This is a genomic window from Neptunomonas japonica JAMM 1380 (assembly GCF_016592555.1).
Taxonomy (GTDB): Bacteria; Pseudomonadota; Gammaproteobacteria; order Pseudomonadales; family Balneatricaceae; genus Neptunomonas; species Neptunomonas japonica_A.
This window is the reverse complement of the sequence record NZ_AP014546.1, coordinates 3,817,492-3,835,605: the sequence shown is the minus strand read 5'-3', so window position 1 is coordinate 3,835,605 and position 18,114 is coordinate 3,817,492. Positions and strand designations below refer to the sequence as shown.

Below are 18,114 nucleotides of genomic sequence, written 5' to 3'. Positions count from 1 at the left end.
TATGCAGGTTGTAGACGAAAATCAAAATACGACTCATCAAAGTGTGGCAGGTCACAGTAACACAGTGCTGCTTGTGGATGATGAAAAGCATATAAGGCTTTCTGCTGGGCAGACGCTAGAGCTGGCAGGGTATGCTGTTGTCGCGCTAGAAAGCGCAGAAAAAGCGCTCGAGCAAATTACTGATGAATGGTGTGGTGTCTTAGTAACCGATATCAATATGCCTGGCATCGATGGGCTGGAGTTAATGCAAAGAGCGCATATTATTGACCCGGACCTTCCTGTGATTTTGATTACAGGTCATGGTGATATTTCTATGGCTGTGAGTGCGATGCGAAATGGCGCTTATGATTTTATAGAGAAACCATTCTCGACAGAGCTTCTAGTAGATATTGTTCGTAGAGCAATGGAAAAACGTGCGCTTACTATTGAAAACCGCAGATTACGTCAGGAGTTAGAAGCACAAAGTGCTCCAGGGCCGCGTATTATTGGTAATACGTCATCTGTTAAACAATTGCGTCGCTTAGTGCATGCCGTAGCCGATACGCCTGCTGATATTTTGGTGCTAGCTGAGACCGGCACCGGTAAGGATTTGATGGCCCGTTATATTCATGAACACAGCAACCGCAGAGATAAAAACTTTGTAGCGATTAATTGCGGGGCCGTACCTGAAAGCTTGATTGAGAGTGAGTTATTTGGACATGAGAAGGGTGCCTTCACTGATGCTAAATTCAAGCGAATTGGTAAGTTTGAACATGCTAATGGTGGAACTGTTTTTTTAGATGAGATTGAAAGTATGCCGTTCGCCTTACAGGTGAAGCTGCTAAGGGTATTGGAAGAGCGCACCATTGAACGTTTGGGCTCAAATGAACTGATTCCGCTTGATATTCGGGTGATTGCTGCGAGTAAAGTAGATTTAAAAGAACAGGCCGAGCGAGGTGAGTTTCGTGAAGATTTGTATTATCGCTTGAATGTTGTCCGTGTTGATATTCCACCACTAAGAGAGCGTTTAGATGATATCCCTATGCTCTTTCAGCACTTTTCCATCTTAGCTTCTACTCAGTATGGAAGGGAGGTGTTGCCTCTTAACATGGAAAGAATGCATAGCTTGATGACACATGATTGGCCGGGAAATATTCGTGAACTACGCAATTTGGCTGAGCGCTATGTATTACTTGGAGAAAGTTGTACTTTCGACTTCGATAACCGCCCCATTACCGACAGCACTGCTTCAGGGAAAATGACATTGCCAGAGCAAGTTGAACGGTTCGAGAAAATACTGCTGCAAACTGAGCTTTCACTGCATGGAGGGTCGATCAAGGATACGCTTAATAGCCTTGGGCTGCCGCGAAAAACCCTTTATGACAAAATGCGCAAGTATGGGCTGGATAAAAACGATTACAAGTCATAATACCCCCGTTCTCTATGGAGAAGGGGGACAGAATTTATTCTTGCCGGGTCTTATAACTTAAAACGGTTCACCAGCGTGCCAAGTTGCGAAGCCAGCGAGCCTAATTCAGAAGAAACCGATGTTAGCTGTGTGGCTCTATTTGCGGTATTGCTCGAGCTTTGACTAATATCTTGAACACTGGAGTCTACGCTGGCCGCCATTTGAGACTGTTCCTTAATAGCACTGGCCACCTGGTGGTTCATGTCGTTAATGACACGTACTTCTTCGGCAATATTGATGAGTGCATTAGAGGTCTTGTGCACGCTTTCAACGCCCGACTCGGCACTGTTCATCGCAACATCCATGACAGTGACCGCCCCCTCAGCATCTTTCTGTAAACGCGTAATAATAGAGTTAATTTCTTCAGTGGCGAGGTGGGTGCGACTGGCTAAGGTTCTGACTTCATCAGCTACGACAGCAAATCCACGCCCTTGCTCTCCAGCACGTGCTGCCTCTATAGCCGCGTTAAGAGCGAGTAAGTTAGTCTGGCCTGCAATTTTTTGAATGACTTCCAGTACCGTACCTACATTTTGACTCTGATCGTTGAGTTGCTGGATAACGAGGGTTGCTTTGATCATATTGTCTTTAAGGCTTTCAATTTCTTGTAAAGCCGCTTGCGTGATATCTGTACCGCTGGTGGTTTCTCGTAGAGCAAGATCTGATGCGGACACGGTGCGTTCTGCGTTCTCTGCCACACTTTTTGTAGCAACTTCCATTTGTGTCACTGCAGAGGCAACGGAGCTTGTTTGGGTCTGCTGGTTACTAACCGCTTGTGAGGCCATACTGGCAATGTCATTTATCTGCTTGCTGGATGAGCCTAGTTGAATAATGGTATTGCTGACTTGCTTTAGACTGTTGTGAAAATTCTCCAGCATTGAATTAAATGCAGTAGACATATTGCCAATTTCATCAGTCGACGTGACGTCGATTCTAAGGTTAAGGTTTCCCTCTTTTTCGATGCTATGAATTGTGTCGCTCAAGCGGTTAATAGGACTTACTACTAAGCGGCGAAGCAGAAGGCTTATAAGAATAATGCCGGCCGCAAATAGGGCCAATTCAATGAGTGCAATGGCTGTGATATTGCTGAAAACGCTAGCATCTAAGTTCTTGAATGAATAAGTAACGCGCACGGCACCAATAATGTCGCCTTCGGGAACCTGGTGGCAGAGCAAACAGTTCGTGCCCTTATAGTCAGTTAAGGCTTTCATTGGGGTTACAACGACAAGGCGATGGCCTTTCTCGTCATTAATATCCTCAATAATATGCTCTCCCTGCATCGCTCTACGGTCAAACTCATCTTGTATTTGAGAGTCTGTTGTTCCAGGGCCATAGACGTTTGATATCGCATCACTACGAATAATTCTCGCTTCAATCAGGTCTTCATTGGTAATAATTTTTTGTTGTAAGGTGGAGCGATTTGCCATGGCACCACTGAGCATCAGGATATTGATGCTATCAAAGTAAGAGTCTGCCGTAGCGAGTGTTGTTTTACGGGCTACCTCATTACTGAGTCCTGTCTCACTTTTAAAGATAGCTGTCAGGCTACCGATGAAAACAATCGTGAAAACGGCAACGAGTGACAAATTGACTTTGGTTTGAATCGACATCCCTTTATTGATGCTCACTTCAGGCTCCTGTTTTGACCGTTCTATAACGCTGAATATAAACTTAACAGCGGCGGACTATAGAGGTTCTTTAGATTTTTGTCGTGAATCTAAATCAAAGAATAGTAAGGATCGTGTAACTCTGAAGGGCGTTGTTTTGTTGTAAATGTGTGGATTCTCGCCACTTCTGTGGTTTTTGCATGGGTGGTAATACGCCATTTCTTTACTGTTACAAACTGTGTTTTATGTCTAACTTCATGTTTCTAAATGATAATTTGTGATTGGCCTTATCTTTGCTATATCAGTGTAGACGCTGATAGCAGAGGTTTAAGTGGCTTTCAGCAAACGCGAAATAATCAAAATAAATCCAAGAAGTAGGAGATACACCATGCGTTTATTGACCGCCGCGGTAACGACAATTGCTTTAGCACTCGGTGCTCAGGCTGCAGTAGCAGCACCAATCGAAATTAAGTTTTCTCATGTGGTAGCTGAAAACACCCCTAAAGGCCAGATGGCGCTTAAATTCAAAGCGCTAGTTGAAGAGCGCCTAGCTGGGAAAGTTGAGGTTGCTGTATTCCCAAGTTCTCAGCTTTTCGGTGATAACAAAGTATTGGAGGCGATGCTTCTGGGGGACGTTCAGTTAGCCGCTCCCTCACTTTCTAAATTACAAAAATATACTAAGCAGCTACAAATTTTTGATTTACCTTTCCTGTTTAAAGATATGAAATCCGTTGAGCGTTTTCAGCAAGGTCCTGATGGCCAAAAGCTATTAAGCTCTCTTGAATCAAAAGGTCTTGTTGGTTTGGGTTACTTACATAATGGTATGAAGCAGTTGTCTGCGAGTAATCCATTGAAAGTACCAGCTGATGCTGCAGGAAGAAAGTTCCGCATTATGACGTCTGATGTACTGCAAGCGCAGTTTGAAGCGATCGATGCCGTGCCATTGAAAAAGCCTTTCTCTGAGGTATTTACTCTGCTGCAAACGCAGGCTATCGACGGTCAGGAAAATACGTGGTCTAACATCTACTCTAAAAAATTCTTTGAAGTACAGCCATTCATCACAGAATCTAACCATGGTGTTCTTGACTACCTAGTCGTGACTTCAGCTGAATTCTGGATGTCTTTGGACAAAGAGCTGCAAGTAGAAGTTAAAAAAGCCTTGGATGATGCTATTGCATACGGCAATGGTATTGCTGCTGAAAAAGCCAGCGAAGATAAGCAAAAAATTATTGACTCTAAACGCTCTGAAGTCGTCAACCTGACTGATGCTGAGCGTCAGCAGTGGGTTACTGCAATGAAGCCTGTATGGGCTCAGTTTGAAGAAGAAATTGGCGCTGATCTGATCAAAGCTGCCGAAGCATCTAACCAGTAAGTTGATGTTAACAGGCAAGCGTAACTGCTTGCCTGTTTCCTCAATGAGTATTGTTTAGAAGAGAGCTTCTCCTGCGTGCTGGTAGCTACGCAGGTAGAGCTGTCCTGTAAATGTTGTCTCACGATAATAATAAACGACGAAAGTCGTGTAGATGGTGGATGTGATGATTAAAAAAGTGGTTTCGCATCTGGAAGAGGGATTCTTGTCCTTGCTTCTGGTTTCAATGACCCTGCTTGTGTTTGTAGAGGTTGTGGCTCGGTTTGGGTTCAACTCAGGTATTCACTGGGCACAGGAAGCTACCTTGCTAATGGCTGCTTGGTTTGTGCTGTTTGGTGCTTCTTATGGAGTAAAAGTTGGTGCTCATATCGGCGTAGATGTATTCGTCAAGATGCTGCCAGCTAACACTCATCGATTCTTTACATTGCTGGCAATCGTGCTTTGCCTAATTTACTGCGGCCTATTTGTTTATGGCTCTTGGATTTATTTAAGCAAGATGAAAATGATCGGTATCGAGATGGAAGATATTCCTATTCCTAAATGGATTCCGATGAGCATATTGGTTATTGGTTTTGTTTTATTGATTGTTCGCTTTTTACAGCTCGGTTGGAAAGTTGTGATTGGACAAGCCGATGGCTTCCATTTTGCGGATGAAGCCGAAGAGTCGATGGAGATTGCAAAAGATTTGCAGGACACAGCTCTTGGGGATCCAGAGAATAAAGACTCAAACAAAGACAAGGGAGATAAATCATGACTATTGCGGTTCTTTTTATCACCCTGTTCTTTTGTATGTTTATTGGTATGCCGATCGCTATAGCGTTGGGTCTATCGTCTGTCACCACTATTTTGATGTTCTCGAATGACTCTCTTGCATCGATTGCACTTAAGCTATTTGAAGCAACATCAGAGCATTACACACTGTTAGCGATTCCGTTCTTTGTATTGTCATCGGCGTTTTTATCGACCGGTGGTGTCGCCAAGCGATTGATTAACTTTGCTGTCGATACGGTAGGTCATATTAAAGGCGGCCTAGCAATGGCGTCTGTTATGGCTTGTATGTTGTTTGCGGCGGTTTCAGGTTCATCTCCTGCGACTGTAGCAGCAATCGGAACTATCTGTATTGCAGGGATGGTTCGCTCGGGTTATCCACAATCCTTCGCTGCGGGTGTTATTGCCAATGCCGGGACATTAGGTATCCTGATTCCTCCCTCAATTGTCATGCTGGTGTATGCCGCAGCAACGGAAGTATCTGCTTCGCGTATGTTTATGGCAGGGTTTATTCCTGGCTTGATGATGGGTCTTATTTTGATGATCGCCATCTACATCGTAGCACGTATCAAAGGGTTGCCTTCTCAGCCGTTTCCAGGTTTTAAGAAACTAGCTCGTTCAGGCATCATTGCGCTGGGTGGGATGATGCTGATCATCATCGTATTGGGCTCTATCTACGGTGGTATTGCATCACCGACGGAAGCGGCGGCGGTTGCGGCGGTTTACGGTTATTTCATTGCCGTCGTTGGTTACCGTGACATTGGTCCGATGAAAGGTGTCGCGTGGCAGAATGAGGGAGAGGGTGTTGCGTCTGCATCTTTTCGTAATACTGCGCAGATGTTGATGGCAATCCCTAAGTCTTTTGCAGATCCTGAAGTTCGCAAAGTCGTACTGGATGCATCAAAAGTGTCGTTGATGCTGCTGTTCATTATTGCTAATGCAATGCTGTTTGCTCATGTGCTAACGACTGAGCGTATCCCGCATACCATCGCTGAGTCGATCATTGCATGGGGTTTACCAGCTTGGGGCTTTTTGATTGTAGTAAATATCTTACTATTGATTGCTGGTAACTTTATGGAGCCATCAGCGATTATTTTGATCATGGCGCCGATTTTGTTCCCTATAGCAACGCAATTGGGAATTGATCCGATTCACCTCGGTATTATCATGGTGGTGAATATGGAAATTGGCATGCTGACACCGCCGGTAGGGCTCAATCTCTTCGTAACGGCAGGTATCACCGGACAGAATATGATCTGGGTTATTAAAGCGTGTCTACCGTGGTTATGTTTGTTGTTAGGCTTCCTGATGCTAATAACTTATATACCGCAGATTTCACTATTCTTACCTGAATATATTGATTCGCTAAACGGTTATTAAATTTGATGTGATAGCGGCGATGTAATATTTGTATCAATTTACGTGCACTTACCGCCCTATATGGGCGGTTTTTTTGTTTAGTATCTGGCAGAGTTGGGTACAATGTGCGCCTCTACTGATTAATAAAAGAGATACGATAGTGCTAGGGTATATTGCTGTTCTGTGGGGAATCACAGGGATCGGCTTGCTGCTGGGTAGTGCCATTTATCGATTAAGCGCGATAGGTTGGCAAACCTTTGATTACAACCTCGAGTGGCATCATTGGTTGGCGTTGGTAGTAAGTATTGTTTTTATGGGCTTTAGTGAAGGGTATCGCGGATTCCAGCAGGGATGGTCTCCACGTGTTGCTGCGCGAATACTTTACCTATCTCAGAATGTATCTCCACTTAGACTATTGTTGGCTCCGCTGTTTTGTATGGGCTTTTTTTCTATTGTGCGTAAACGCATGATAGTTACTTATAGTTTGACGCTAGGTATTATCGTGATGGTGTTATTGGTGCATCAGTTAGAACAACCTTGGCGCGGGATTGTTGATTTAGGAGTGGTGACAGGTCTGCTATGGGGGCTTACCTCTACGTGCTTATTTACTGTGCGGGCTTTCTTTGGAAAGAGCTTTGAACATTCACCGGAGATGCCTTGACGACCCATGAGGTGGTGCTATCTGCAACACATGACCCTGCTGATAGCTTTTGCTTAGTCTTTTGGGTTTTCTCTGAATCATCACAAAATATTTTAGAATTTCTCTCCGTACGTTTAGCACGTCGTGATGTTGATCAGTTGCCCCAAGCTTTTGAACACGGCTGCATCTGTGTTGATGGTCTTGTCGCTTATCCTAATCAAATACTTATTTGTGGACAAAAAGTGACGGTCCGCCTGAGGGGACATCAAGAAGCGGATGTTGACTCTCACTGGCAAGTACTGTGGCAAAATGATGAGCTGCTGAAAGTATATAAACCCGCCTTACTGCCTGTTAGTCGTACTACACGTAACTTATATCAAACACTGATCTCGTTAGTTCGCCGTGAAACTCCGTTCGTAAATGCTCAACTGCTACATAGATTGGATACAGAGACATCGGGTGTCATCTTGCTGGCTAAAGATAGTGCTGCAGATAAAAAGTGGAAAAAGCATTTAGAGCAACTCATTGTCAGGAAAGTCTACCATGCGTGGGTGACAGGTTTGCCGGAGTGGAATCAGATTACTTTTGAGTGCGAATTGTCCGAAAAACAAGGCAGTGAAATTCGTAGCCAAATGTATGTCGTTGATCCACAGGAACGGGAACGCTATTTAAAACCCAAAGTCAGTAAAACGGCTTTTCGTGTACTGCAGCGTCAAACCGGCAGGGCGTTAATCGAGTGCGAGTTGTTTACGGGCAGAAAGCATCAAATTCGAGCTCAATTAGCGCACTTGGGTTATCCCATCATCGGTGACAAAATTTACTCACATGATGGCCGTTTTTACTTAAAGCGCTTAGAGCAAGCTCTCACTGACGATGACTTTGGTACGTTAGGCGCGCAACACCACATGCTTGAATCAAAGGTTATCGAGCTGAATACCGAGTTTAATAGAGAGTTGTTATGACTCCTTGCTTATAGTTGACGTAAAAAAAACCGCTGGGTTAGAGCGGTTTTTGTGATCTTATGACAAGCCAAATAGCCTTAAGAGAGTTAGCCTAAAAACAACTTGTAAGCTGGGTTGTTGGTTTCTTCCCAGAAGTTATAGCCAATCTCGTTCAGGAACTCTTTTACCTGTGGCCTTTCTGCTTTGGGTACTTGCATGCCAACCAGCACACGACCATAAGCGGAGCCATGGTTGCGGTAATGGAACATGGAAATATTCCAACGACCACCTAATGTACTGAGAAACTTCATTAGTGCACCAGGGCGTTCCGGAAATTCAAATCGGTAAACGATCTCATTGGTAACTGACTCAGGAGCATGTCCACCTACCATGTAACGTACATGTAGTTTGGCTGCTTCATCATCGGTAAGGTCTACAACCTCTTCGATATGCTCACGAAGCTCTGTTAATAGCTCTTCCTTTCCATCGTTATTCGCTTGAATCTGCACCCCTGCAAATACAACCGCCTGAGTATCGTCACTGTATCGGTAGTTAAATTCTGTGATATTGCGCTTACCTAGCGCCGTACAGAACTTTTTGAAACTGCCCGGTTTTTCTGGAATCTTAGCGGCAATAATAGCTTCACGTTTCTCGCCTAGTTCAGAGCGCTCAGCGACATGGCGTAGGCGGTCAAAGTTAATATTGGCACCTGAATCAATGGCAATTAGTGTTTTGCCTTTGCTTTGCTCACGATGGACATACTTTTTAAGCCCGGCAACACCCAATGCACCTGCTGGCTCACAGATTGAGCGTGTGTCGTCATAAATATCTTTGATGGACGCACAGATTTCGTCGGTTGTCACGGTGATCACTTCATCGACATGGTCACGGCATATTTCAAAGGTGTTTTTACCAATTTGTGCAACAGCGACGCCGTCAGCAAAAATGCCTACTTGTGACAAGGTTACGCGTCGAGATGCTTTCATGGCAGCAGCAAGGCAGGCGGAGTCTTCGGACTCAACGCCAATAATTTTGGTTTCGGGGCGCAGGTACTTTACATAGGCCGCGATACCGGCAATCAGGCCGCCGCCACCGACCGGTACAAAAATAGCATCGATAGGCCCAGACTCTTGGCGGAGAATCTCCATTGCGACCGTGCCTTGCCCCGCGATCACATCTGGATCATCAAAAGGGTGGACATAAGTCATCCCTTTTTCTGCGACTAGCTTTTGTGCGTGTGCTGAAGCCTCATCAAAAGCATCACCATGTAAGATGACTTTGCCACCAAGGCGACGTACATTATTCACTTTCAATTCTGGTGTCGTCTTAGGCATCACAATAGTGGCTTTAACACCTAAGTGTTTGGCTGCCATCGCTAGCCCTTGAGCATGGTTTCCGGCTGATGCTGCAATAACACCACACGCTCGCTCTTTCTCCGACAGCTGTCTCATCTTGTTATAAGCGCCGCGAATTTTAAAAGAAAACACCGGTTGCAGGTCTTCTCGTTTTAATAAGACACGGTTGCTGAGGCGTTCAGACAGGCCTCTAGCTTCATCCAGAGGTGTTTCGACAGCGACGTCATAGACACGCGCTTCAAGAATTTTTTTTATGTATCGGTGAGCCATAATAAGGGTACGATCAATAGAGCGAGTGGCTTGTTTATCAGTCAATCTTGAGTGATTTAACAAGAAGAGGCAGAAATCCTACAAGTTGTAATGCATTTCGTCTATAAGCGAGCGCCAATGCTGCGTATAATTTGTGCAATTAGTCAATAAATGAGATGTTGAATAGCATGACACAAGATGAAATGAAGCTAGCCGTTGCTCAGGCTGCTGTTGAATATATTCGTCCACGTTTAGGGCGCGAAACAATTGTTGGCGTAGGCACGGGTTCTACAGCGAACTTTTTCATCGATGAACTGGCTAAAGTAAAGCATATGTTTGACGGTGCAGTTGCTAGTTCTGAAGCAACGGCTGAGCGTTTAAAAAGCCATGGTATTACCGTCTTTGATCTTAACGCGATCAATGAACTGGAAGTCTATGTTGATGGTGCTGATGAATTCGACCCTCGTTTAAATGTAGTGAAAGGAGGCGGTGGTGCATTAACACGAGAAAAAATTGTAGCGGCTGTTGCAAAAGAGTTTGTCTGCATTGTTGATTCAAGTAAACAGGCCGATGTGATGGGTGATTTTCCTTTGCCAGTTGAAGTGATTCCTATGGCTCGTTCATACGTAGCTCGTGAGTTGGTAAAGTTGGATGGAATGCCGGTTTATCGTAATGGTTTTGTAACTGATAACGGTAACGAAATCCTTGATGTACATGACCTTGAGATCGTTGATCCTAAAGGGTTAGAAGCGACGCTAAACAGTATCGTAGGTGTTGTTACTAATGGCTTGTTTGCTCAGCGCGGTGCTGATGTGATTTTGATGGGTACGCCTGAAGGTGTGCAGACGATCAAACATACGCAGTAGACGTTGTAACAAAAGGTTGTAGCGGATTTAGGTTACAGCTTTTATTATAAAAATGCCGCTTATCTAAGCGGCATTTTTATATCAGTATTTTAAGCTGATACTTACCTCTGCATGATTTGCATCGCTACAATGCTAACCGGCATGGTAACCCATACCATCGCGACTAGGTTAATAGCAATCCAGCCATAGCTAGAAGTATCACGAAAATTCTCATCATGATGATCCATGAAATTCACCCTAAAAAATTAAAAAGTTGGAGTTACACTGTATTTTTTTGTCCGCGGATTTTAGCAGTAACCGCTATTGGTTTATAGCTTTTTGGAATAACCACTTGTTTTGTAATGATATTTTATTTTGTTAAATCATCCTGGTGCTCTGTAGAATTCTAGTTATCTTATTGTTTTATATTAAAAAAATTATATGCGGTTGAAATATTTAAGATTAAGCGACTTTAGTCGGGCGAGTGGTATAACCGCATTTATTTAATGGGGTTTCGTTACGCTACAAGTCTTGCTAGTGTTCAGTGAGCACTTCTTATGGAAAAGTTGATAGGAGACTCAAATAATAAAACAAAAGCTAAACAGCGATTCAGCCTCTAATCAGGGAGCGTTGTGTAGGCTTTTGTATATAAGTTTTGGCCTACTAGAGTGTCGCTTAGGTTGGACGTTTGAGAGTAAGTGACTAGTGGTTTTAAATATAACGGGGTAACGAATGCGAATCATTTTATCAATAATAGTATTAATTTCTTTAGGGCTATATTCAGTACCCTATTTGATTCGCGATCAGGTCGTTATCTGGCTTAAAGGCCAGGGCGTTGAAAATGCATCATTTGAAAAGGTAGATATTCATTGGTTTAGTGGTGCGGTTGAGCTTTTACAGCTTAAAGCTGAATCTGATGGTGTGCCGCCAATTAAAGTAGGCCATTTAAAAGTTTCTGTGGATTATCCTTCTCTGTTGGATAAACGCGTTTTTATTAATGAAGTGTTGATCACTGATGTGGCGAGTGGGTTGCACCAGCAAGGAGATGACCTTTGGTTGGGGCCGATAAATCTTTCTCAATTTGAATCTAGCGAGAAGGTAGAAGAACCACAAGGGCCTCCCAGTGAGTGGAAGTTCGGTATCGCTAATGTCAATTTAAGTCAGATCAGCTGGTCGTTAGACTTGCCGCAGCACCAGCAGAACCTCGTGATTGATAATGCTGGGTTAAACGCCTTGTACCAATGGGATGAGGAAGCTTCTACTGAGCTCTCTATAGATGCTTTGTTAAATGGTGCACGTATCAAGCTTGATACGGATGCCGTGCCATTACCTGATAAGAAGACCTCAACTATAAAGCTAGTACTGGATCAGTTTCCTTTACAGAGTGTTGCAAAAGCATGGGTGCCTCAGCTGCAGGGTGTTTTAACAACGAACCTTGAGCTTTCGCTTGATATCACCGGAGGAACAGGACAACTGTCTCACTCCGGTAGCTTGAGCTTAGATGACTTTGCTTGGCAGGATGGGCCGCTCACTATTACCGATAAGCATTTGGCCTGGAAGGGGAAAGGCTCTGTTGAGTTAGCAGAAGGCGATTTACAAAGTATGGCTTTGGATGGCGCGTTAAAAAATGCGGCAATTAAGGTTGAGCAGGGCAAAGAGTTAGCATTGTTGATGTCGCAACTTAATTGGAAAGGGGGCGTTAATCTCTTATTTGCAGATAAGTTATTGAGCAGTATCAAAGGCCCACAAAATTTAACAGTAAAAGACCTAAAACTACGACAATCTGATTTGAATGTCAGTGCGGCGACGCTGACCCAGAATGGGCCGTTAAATATACAGTTTGAAAAAGGCTTACCTAAGCAAGTTAAGACGCAAGCTGGTCTTAATATTGCCGCTCTAGATCTTAAAACACCTGAACTAGACTTAGCTGCGGCGCAATTATCATTAATGTCTCCCTTGGATGTTAGCTGGCAAGGGAGTGAAATTGCTGGGATCTCTGCAGTTCCAGTGATCGCGTTACAGCAGTTGAAGTTGATACAAGGTGGTCGGTTGGCCGTTGATTTAGCATCCGCTGATATGTCTGCTGCTATCAATAATATGCAAGTCACGCAGCCGGTTATCGATAAAATTCAATTAAAAGGCTCTGCTCTTAATGTCGCCACCATTAAAAACCCATTGCAGTTGTTACAGTTAAAAAGTTTGGGTCTTAATAATGCGTTCTATTCGACGAAGAAAATCAGCTCAGATCAAGTGACTTTATCTGGCTTGAAAGCAAGCTATAAGCAAGGGCAGAAACCGTTAAGTACAATTGGTGAAGTTCGGCTTAAAGGGATTCTTCTTAGCGATCTGACACGCTTAGCGATTAATGATATTCGTCTTAAAAACTCTAAAACAACTATCTCTGTTACTAAAAAACAAGTGATAAAAGAGATTGATGCTCTGACAAAAGCGCTGGCTACGTTAGAAGATGAAAGTGCTGTATCGTCTAAAAAAAGCAGTACTGCAAAAAAAGCATCTAAAGGTAATAATGCTGCCTTTACTTCTCGTATTGGGACGCTACAACTGACTGGCAGTAACCTCGTTTATATAGAAGATCACAGTGTTAAGCCTACGTTTAAATCGACGGTTGATATCAAGCAATTAAGTGTAGCTAAGGTAGATACGGGGAAAAGTGGGTTAAGTCCGTTTAGTGTAAAAGCGGCGATTAATAAACATGCCATATTAACGGCATCCGGCAAGATGAATTTGCTGGGTGGTGCAAAAAATGGTGACTGGAAAGTCGACCTGAAAAATGCAGAACTGCCCGTTGTTAGCCCTTATGCTGGAAAATATGTAGGTTACTTTTTACAAAGTGGTCAGATGGACTTTAGCAGTAGCGGCACGCTGAAAAAAGGTGTGCTGGCAGGTAAGAACCGTATTAAGTTAAACCGATTAGAAGTACAGCCTGCTCAGAACGAAGCAACAGGTAACTTTAATAAGACACTGAGTATGCCTTTGGGCACAGCAATCTCTGTTCTTCAGGATAGCGAGGATAATATTAAATTAGACTTGCCGGTTGAGGGCTCTTTAGATGATCCGCAGTTTGGCTACCAGAGTGTTATTAACCGCCTGGCAAGCAAAGGCTTAAAAAAAGCCGCGTTTGGCTTTCTGACAAAAGCTTTACAGCCCTATGGTGCGCTTATCTCTTTGGCCAGTACGGCCATTGATGCCAATAAATCGGGAGCATTTATTACCTTAGCGCCGGTGAATTTCGCAACAGGCACGAATAATACGGCTGCAGATGCCGGTGATTATTTGGGTAAAATCAGTGAGATGATGGTTTCTCGAAAAGGCTTACGTTTGAATATTTGTGGTAATGCGGTGAAAGCAGATAGAGCTAGCGTACTGATATTACTTGAAAAAGAAAATAAAGCAAAATCTAAGCCCTTACCGCCTGCAGAGCTAGAAGTGCTAGTCATGGAGCGCCTCCAGGAATTGGCCGCTGAGCGTGGCGAGGCTGTAACGGCTATCCTCCTAGAAAAGGGCATTCCTAAAGATCGCTTGTTTTCCTGCTTCCCAGTTCCAAACTTGAAAGACGACAAGTTGAAACCAGGTGTTGTTCTCGGGCTATAGGAGCTGCGTTAACTACAGTGCTAAGAGCCGCGTAAAGTACGCAGCTCTTAGCACTACTCCCCACTTTTAAGTAGCTGGTAACTGCTAGGCAGTGACAGCGTTTTTCGAGTGAGTAAGCCTGTTAATGCAAACAGCACGGTTGCCAGTACAGGTAATGCTAACCACAAAAATGGATGTGGCTGAGGGGCTAACTGCAGTAAGTTTGTGTAGATTAAATAGAGTAAAGACTCGCTCATAATACAGGTTAGCAAACCACAACTAAGGCCTATTAATAGGTATTCCAGCATATCTAACTGACGAGCTTGATTCGCTGATGCTCCGAGCGTGCGTAGTAGCGCTACTTCAAAACGACGCTGTACCAAGTCTTGCTGCAGTGTTGTGATCACTAAAATTAATCCACTGAGTAATGTCAGCAACAAAATAAGCGATGCGCTATCACTGAGCTTATTGATCAGATCTTGTGCTTGCAGTAATAGCTGTTCAATATCTATCAAGGTGAGCGTTGGAAATGCTTTGAGTAGCAGTGTCGTCGCATTTTTTTGGCTAGCGTCCGTTTTAAAGCTCGTAATATATGTCGCCGGAAGTTGATCGATCACGCCGGGTGAAAAAATCACATAAAAGTTCGGGCGAAACGATGCCCACTCAACGCCTCTTATACTGGTAACTGTTCCGCTGAACAGGTCGCTGCCAACACGAAAACCAATCTCATCGCCTAGTACCAGTGATAATTCCTCCGCCATGGATTGCTCGATAGAAATAGCATTGTCGGCGCTGCTCCATTGCCCTTGGTTGAGGGTGTTATGTGCAGGAATTTTATTGCCCCAGGTTAAATTAAGCTCTCGGTTTAAGGTATTGTGCAGGCGTTGCTCAGCGGTAAACGCTTGTGCTATTGCTTGGCCGTTTAAGGACTCAATGCGCCCTCTGATAATTGGGTAGAGAGTTGATGGTATTTTTTGATCGCTTAACCATTGAGTAACAAACTCTTTTTCCCAAGGTTGGATGTCGATGACAAATTGATTAGGTGTATCTTCAGGGAGCTGTCCTTGCCATTCGCTCAGCATGTCTTGGCGAGCAAATAAAAGGACCGTCATCAATGTAAGGAGGAGTGTCAGTACACCGCCTTGTAGACGGTGCCAGTGGCGTTGCTGTCTGATGCGTAAGGTTAATAATGGAAATAGCCGTATGCTGTTTTTTAGGCGTTGGTTAAGCGTATGAATTAGAAATTGAACACACCAACCCGATATGAGTCCTGCTAATAGTAGGCCCGTTGTTAAAAAGAGTGCAAATAAAGCGGACTCCACAAATAGAGCAATTATGCTAAACAGTGCCATGGGCGTGAGTAAGTAGAGTAGCTTATGTGTGCTAGGGCGGTCATTCCCTTGGCGTATTAAGGATAAAACAGATGTTTTCCCTAGCGGTAGTAAGGTGACAAGCCCGGCAACGATCAATATGGCGCCTGCCAGTAGTGGGCTACTAATAAGCGATAGAATGCTCAGTGATGGTAAGGGTTGGGGTAGTAAGTTAGCCAGTTTCCATAAAACCACATTATGTAGACCGAAACCTAATAAGGCACCAGGGATGGTCGCGAGCAACCAACCGCATAAAAGCTGAATACTGAATAGTTGAAAAAGCTGCTTCCGTGAGAGCCCTAAGCTCATTAGTAGCGCGGTACGGCTGCGTTGGTCGGCACTGAAGCGGCGTAAACAGAGGTAGATAGAAAAGGAGCCTAGTAATAGAGCAAATAAAGCACTGAGTTTTAAGTATTGGCTGGCGTTATTGGCGGTATTACCTCTAACAGGTTGATTACCTTGGGCCGTATAGAGTCTCTGCTTTTCATTTAGGTTTGCTCTAAAGAACGATTCTGCTTTTTGAATCTGTTCTGGGGAGCCCGCAAATAAACGACGATAATGGGCCCTGCTGCCTGGAGCGAGTACTCTGGTGGCAGCTAGATCATCGCTATTCATAATGATATGCGGATTAAAGCTACGAAAACCAGAACCACGGTCAGGGCTGCTAATGAGTGTTCGATCGACAATAAAGCTGCTGTAACCAATATTTAATGAGTCGCCAACATTAATATTGAGACGGCTCAAAACGCTGGCTTCTACCCAAACGGTACCGCTTTTAGGGACGCTCGTAAGGTGTGGTGGGTCGGTAATGATTTTGCCACGCAAAGGATAGGGGGCATCAACCGCACGAATAGCGCTGAGTAGCATCGAGTCTTGAGCTTCAACCATGCTGGTAAATTGCGTTACCTTGGTAGTGCTCAAACCAAAAGGTGCGGTTTGATTGTTCCAGCCAGAAGGCAATTGGCGATGACTGCTCATCACCATATCTGCTCCGAGTATTTCAGCACTTCGAGTGGTTAGGCTTTTTTCTAAGCGGTCACCGGTTAGGCTCAGTAGGGTAATTAAACTGGTCATTAAAAAAATAGAGAGCAGTAGTGCTCTTCCATCGGGGCGTCGCCACTGTGCTTTTAGCTGTCGTAAGGCTAGTTTGGTTATCATCCTGCTAACCCTTTGCTTGTTCCTAAACTTGAGCCTTCATTCATTGTTTCGTTTGGCTCTTGTTGGCGTGCTTCTGATAGTCCTTCAATTAACATTCCCTGCTCAAGCCTAAACTGGCGATTGCAACGCGATGCTAAGGCGGCATCATGTGTAATTAGTATTAAGGTGGTTGCTTGCTGCGAATTAATATCGAATAGTTGAGTGATTATATTTTCACCCGTCTGCGCATCTAAATTTCCGGTAGGTTCATCAGCAAATAAAATTGAGGGGGCAGTGACAAATGCGCGCGCGATAGCAACGCGTTGTTGTTCGCCACCAGAAAGTTGAGCAGGGTAATGATCTTGCCTGTCTGATAACCCTACTTTGCCGAGTAAGCGTGTGGCTTGTTGTGCCGCCTGTTTGTCGCCGCGAATATCGAGTGGTAACTGCACATTCTCAAGTGCGGTTAATTCCGGTAACAGGTGAAACGCTTGGAAAATAAAACTGAGGTGTGTGCTTCTCCAAGCAGAGCGTGCAGCATCGGATAATTGACTAAGGTCTGTTTCCATTAGCTTCACAGTACCTGATGTAGGTTCGTCTAATCCAGCTAATAGGCTGAGCAATGTTGATTTACCTGCACCGGACTGGCCAATAATCGCCACGCTCTCACCTTGTTGAATGTTGAGCGACAAATCCTTAAATAAATGGATGGCACTTGCTTGAGTTGAGAAGGTTTTTGCGAGATGGTGTGTTTCAATAGCAAAAGAGGTTTTATCAAGCATGGCTTTCATCCGTTATTTATTACTACTATCCGTTATTGTTAGTAGCAGTGTATCCGCTAGAACTCTATTAGTACTGGGTGATAGTTTATCTGCCGCTTATGGTATTCGTCCTGAGCAGGGCTGGGTAGCGCTGCTAGAAACTCGGCTCCAGCAAGGGTACACCGATATCGATGTGGTAAACGCCAGTATCAGTGGTGAAACCACGCAAGGAGGTATAACACGTCTGCCGGCCTTGATAGAGAGACATCAGCCTGACTGGATAGTTCTTGAATTGGCAGCAAATGATGGGTTGCGAGGGATGCCTTTGGCGCTTATACAGCGAAATATCACACAGTTAATTGAACTGAGTGAACAAGCTAGCGCCACGCCTTTGCTCGTGGGTATACGTTTGCCGCCTAATTATGGTGTTTCTTATACGGAGCGTTTTTACTCGCTTTTTGAAACCTTGGCAGATGAGTATGAAGTCAGCCGGGTTCCATTTTTACTGGAAGGTGTCGCGTTGCAGCAAAGTCTGATGCAGGCAGATGGTTTACATCCAAATGCTAAAGCGCAAGCTGTGTTGTTAGATAACGTATGGCCTTACTTACAGCCTTTGCTGGGTGACTAGCATCGCACCAGTTGTTAGGATGATTTTTACGAGTTTAGATCTCCTCATTT

Annotated in this window: 14 protein-coding genes; 9 read left to right on the top strand and 5 right to left on the bottom strand. The window is 44.3% G+C overall.

Annotation, left to right across the window (positions count from 1 at the left end; all coding sequences use genetic code 11):
- The first annotated feature begins 1 nt into the window (after nucleotide 1).
- Nucleotides 2–1,408, top strand: coding sequence for a sigma-54-dependent transcriptional regulator (locus NEJAP_RS18155; RefSeq protein WP_201348506.1), 1,407 nt, complete (start codon nucleotides 2–4; stop codon nucleotides 1,406–1,408).
- Nucleotides 1,409–1,458: 50 nt separating this feature from the next.
- Here NEJAP_RS18155 and NEJAP_RS18150 read toward each other — a convergent pair whose 3' ends face one another.
- Entirely contained in the window at nucleotides 1,459–3,072 is a 1,614-nt protein-coding gene (locus NEJAP_RS18150) for a methyl-accepting chemotaxis protein (protein ID WP_236590988.1), read from the bottom strand.
- Between the two features lie 367 nt (nucleotides 3,073–3,439).
- Between NEJAP_RS18150 and NEJAP_RS18145 the strand changes: the two genes are divergently transcribed.
- From NEJAP_RS18145 to NEJAP_RS18125, 5 genes are all read left to right on the top strand, one after another.
- On the top strand, nucleotides 3,440–4,423 hold the full coding sequence (locus NEJAP_RS18145) for a TRAP transporter substrate-binding protein (RefSeq protein ID WP_201348505.1): 984 nt from the start codon (nucleotides 3,440–3,442) through the stop codon (nucleotides 4,421–4,423).
- 163 nt (nucleotides 4,424–4,586) lie between these two features.
- Nucleotides 4,587–5,174 (top strand): TRAP transporter small permease, encoded by a 588-nt coding sequence (locus NEJAP_RS18140; protein WP_028470144.1) that lies wholly within the window; start codon nucleotides 4,587–4,589, stop codon nucleotides 5,172–5,174.
- On the top strand, nucleotides 5,171–6,568 hold the full coding sequence (locus NEJAP_RS18135; protein WP_201348504.1) for a TRAP transporter large permease: 1,398 nt from the start codon (nucleotides 5,171–5,173) through the stop codon (nucleotides 6,566–6,568). Before NEJAP_RS18140 ends, NEJAP_RS18135 begins: the two co-directional genes overlap by 4 nt.
- A 139-nt stretch (nucleotides 6,569–6,707) precedes the next feature.
- Entirely contained in the window at nucleotides 6,708–7,208 is a 501-nt protein-coding gene (locus tag NEJAP_RS18130) for a hypothetical protein (protein WP_201348503.1), read from the top strand.
- Nucleotides 7,205–8,149, top strand: coding sequence for an RluA family pseudouridine synthase (locus tag NEJAP_RS18125; RefSeq protein WP_236590987.1), 945 nt, complete (start codon nucleotides 7,205–7,207; stop codon nucleotides 8,147–8,149). Before NEJAP_RS18130 ends, NEJAP_RS18125 begins: the two co-directional genes overlap by 4 nt.
- Before the next feature lie 86 nt (nucleotides 8,150–8,235).
- On the opposite strand, the gene ilvA is transcribed toward NEJAP_RS18125, so the two are convergent.
- A complete protein-coding gene (gene ilvA, locus NEJAP_RS18120; RefSeq protein ID WP_201350715.1) occupies nucleotides 8,236–9,753 on the bottom strand; it encodes a threonine ammonia-lyase, biosynthetic in 1,518 nt (505 codons plus the stop codon).
- Between the two features lie 167 nt (nucleotides 9,754–9,920).
- Between ilvA and rpiA the strand changes: the two genes are divergently transcribed.
- Complete coding sequence (gene rpiA / locus NEJAP_RS18115; RefSeq protein WP_201348502.1) at nucleotides 9,921–10,598, top strand: ribose-5-phosphate isomerase RpiA; 678 nt, start codon at nucleotides 9,921–9,923, stop codon at nucleotides 10,596–10,598.
- A gap of 101 nt (nucleotides 10,599–10,699) precedes the next feature.
- On the opposite strand, the gene NEJAP_RS19475 is transcribed toward rpiA, so the two are convergent.
- Nucleotides 10,700–10,825, bottom strand: coding sequence for a hypothetical protein (locus tag NEJAP_RS19475; RefSeq protein ID WP_268927821.1), 126 nt, complete (start codon nucleotides 10,823–10,825; stop codon nucleotides 10,700–10,702).
- 484 nt (nucleotides 10,826–11,309) lie between these two features.
- On the opposite strand from NEJAP_RS19475, the gene NEJAP_RS18110 reads away from it, so the two are divergent.
- Nucleotides 11,310–14,189, top strand: a complete 2,880-nt coding sequence (locus tag NEJAP_RS18110; protein ID WP_201348501.1) for a DUF748 domain-containing protein — start codon at nucleotides 11,310–11,312, stop codon at nucleotides 14,187–14,189.
- Nucleotides 14,190–14,242: 53 nt separating this feature from the next.
- Here the strand turns inward: NEJAP_RS18110 and NEJAP_RS18105 are convergent, their stop codons facing one another.
- On the bottom strand, nucleotides 14,243–16,696 hold the full coding sequence (locus tag NEJAP_RS18105; RefSeq protein WP_201348500.1) for an ABC transporter permease: 2,454 nt from the start codon (nucleotides 16,694–16,696) through the stop codon (nucleotides 14,243–14,245).
- On the bottom strand, nucleotides 16,693–17,457 hold the full coding sequence (locus tag NEJAP_RS18100) for an ABC transporter ATP-binding protein (RefSeq protein WP_201348499.1): 765 nt from the start codon (nucleotides 17,455–17,457) through the stop codon (nucleotides 16,693–16,695). Before NEJAP_RS18100 ends, NEJAP_RS18105 begins: the two co-directional genes overlap by 4 nt.
- Between NEJAP_RS18100 and NEJAP_RS18095 the strand changes: the two genes are divergently transcribed.
- The gene (locus NEJAP_RS18095; protein ID WP_201348498.1) at nucleotides 17,456–18,064 is read left to right on the top strand and encodes an arylesterase; all 609 of its coding nucleotides are present in this window, start codon (nucleotides 17,456–17,458) and stop codon (nucleotides 18,062–18,064) included. The genes NEJAP_RS18100 and NEJAP_RS18095 overlap by 2 nt on opposite strands.
- Nucleotides 18,065–18,114: the final 50 nt, after the last annotated feature.

Excerpts from the sequence above, each read along its gene's own strand:
- NEJAP_RS18110 (WP_201348501.1), top strand. The coding sequence starts at position 11,310 with ATGCGAATCATTTTATCAATAATAGTATTAATTTCTTTAGGGCTATAT.
- NEJAP_RS18100 (WP_201348499.1), bottom strand. The coding sequence starts at position 17,457 with ATGCTTGATAAAACCTCTTTTGCTATTGAAACACACCATCTCGCAAAA.
- rpiA (WP_201348502.1), top strand. The coding sequence starts at position 9,921 with ATGACACAAGATGAAATGAAGCTAGCCGTTGCTCAGGCTGCTGTTGAA.
- NEJAP_RS18155 (WP_201348506.1), top strand. The coding sequence starts at position 2 with ATGCAGGTTGTAGACGAAAATCAAAATACGACTCATCAAAGTGTGGCA.
- NEJAP_RS18135 (WP_201348504.1), top strand. The coding sequence starts at position 5,171 with ATGACTATTGCGGTTCTTTTTATCACCCTGTTCTTTTGTATGTTTATT.
- NEJAP_RS19475 (WP_268927821.1), bottom strand. The coding sequence starts at position 10,825 with ATGGATCATCATGATGAGAATTTTCGTGATACTTCTAGCTATGGCTGG.
- NEJAP_RS18145 (WP_201348505.1), top strand. The coding sequence starts at position 3,440 with ATGCGTTTATTGACCGCCGCGGTAACGACAATTGCTTTAGCACTCGGT.
- NEJAP_RS18095 (WP_201348498.1), top strand. The coding sequence starts at position 17,456 with ATGGCTTTCATCCGTTATTTATTACTACTATCCGTTATTGTTAGTAGC.
- ilvA (WP_201350715.1), bottom strand. The coding sequence starts at position 9,753 with ATGGCTCACCGATACATAAAAAAAATTCTTGAAGCGCGTGTCTATGAC.
- NEJAP_RS18140 (WP_028470144.1), top strand. The coding sequence starts at position 4,587 with ATGATTAAAAAAGTGGTTTCGCATCTGGAAGAGGGATTCTTGTCCTTG.
- NEJAP_RS18105 (WP_201348500.1), bottom strand. The coding sequence starts at position 16,696 with ATGATAACCAAACTAGCCTTACGACAGCTAAAAGCACAGTGGCGACGC.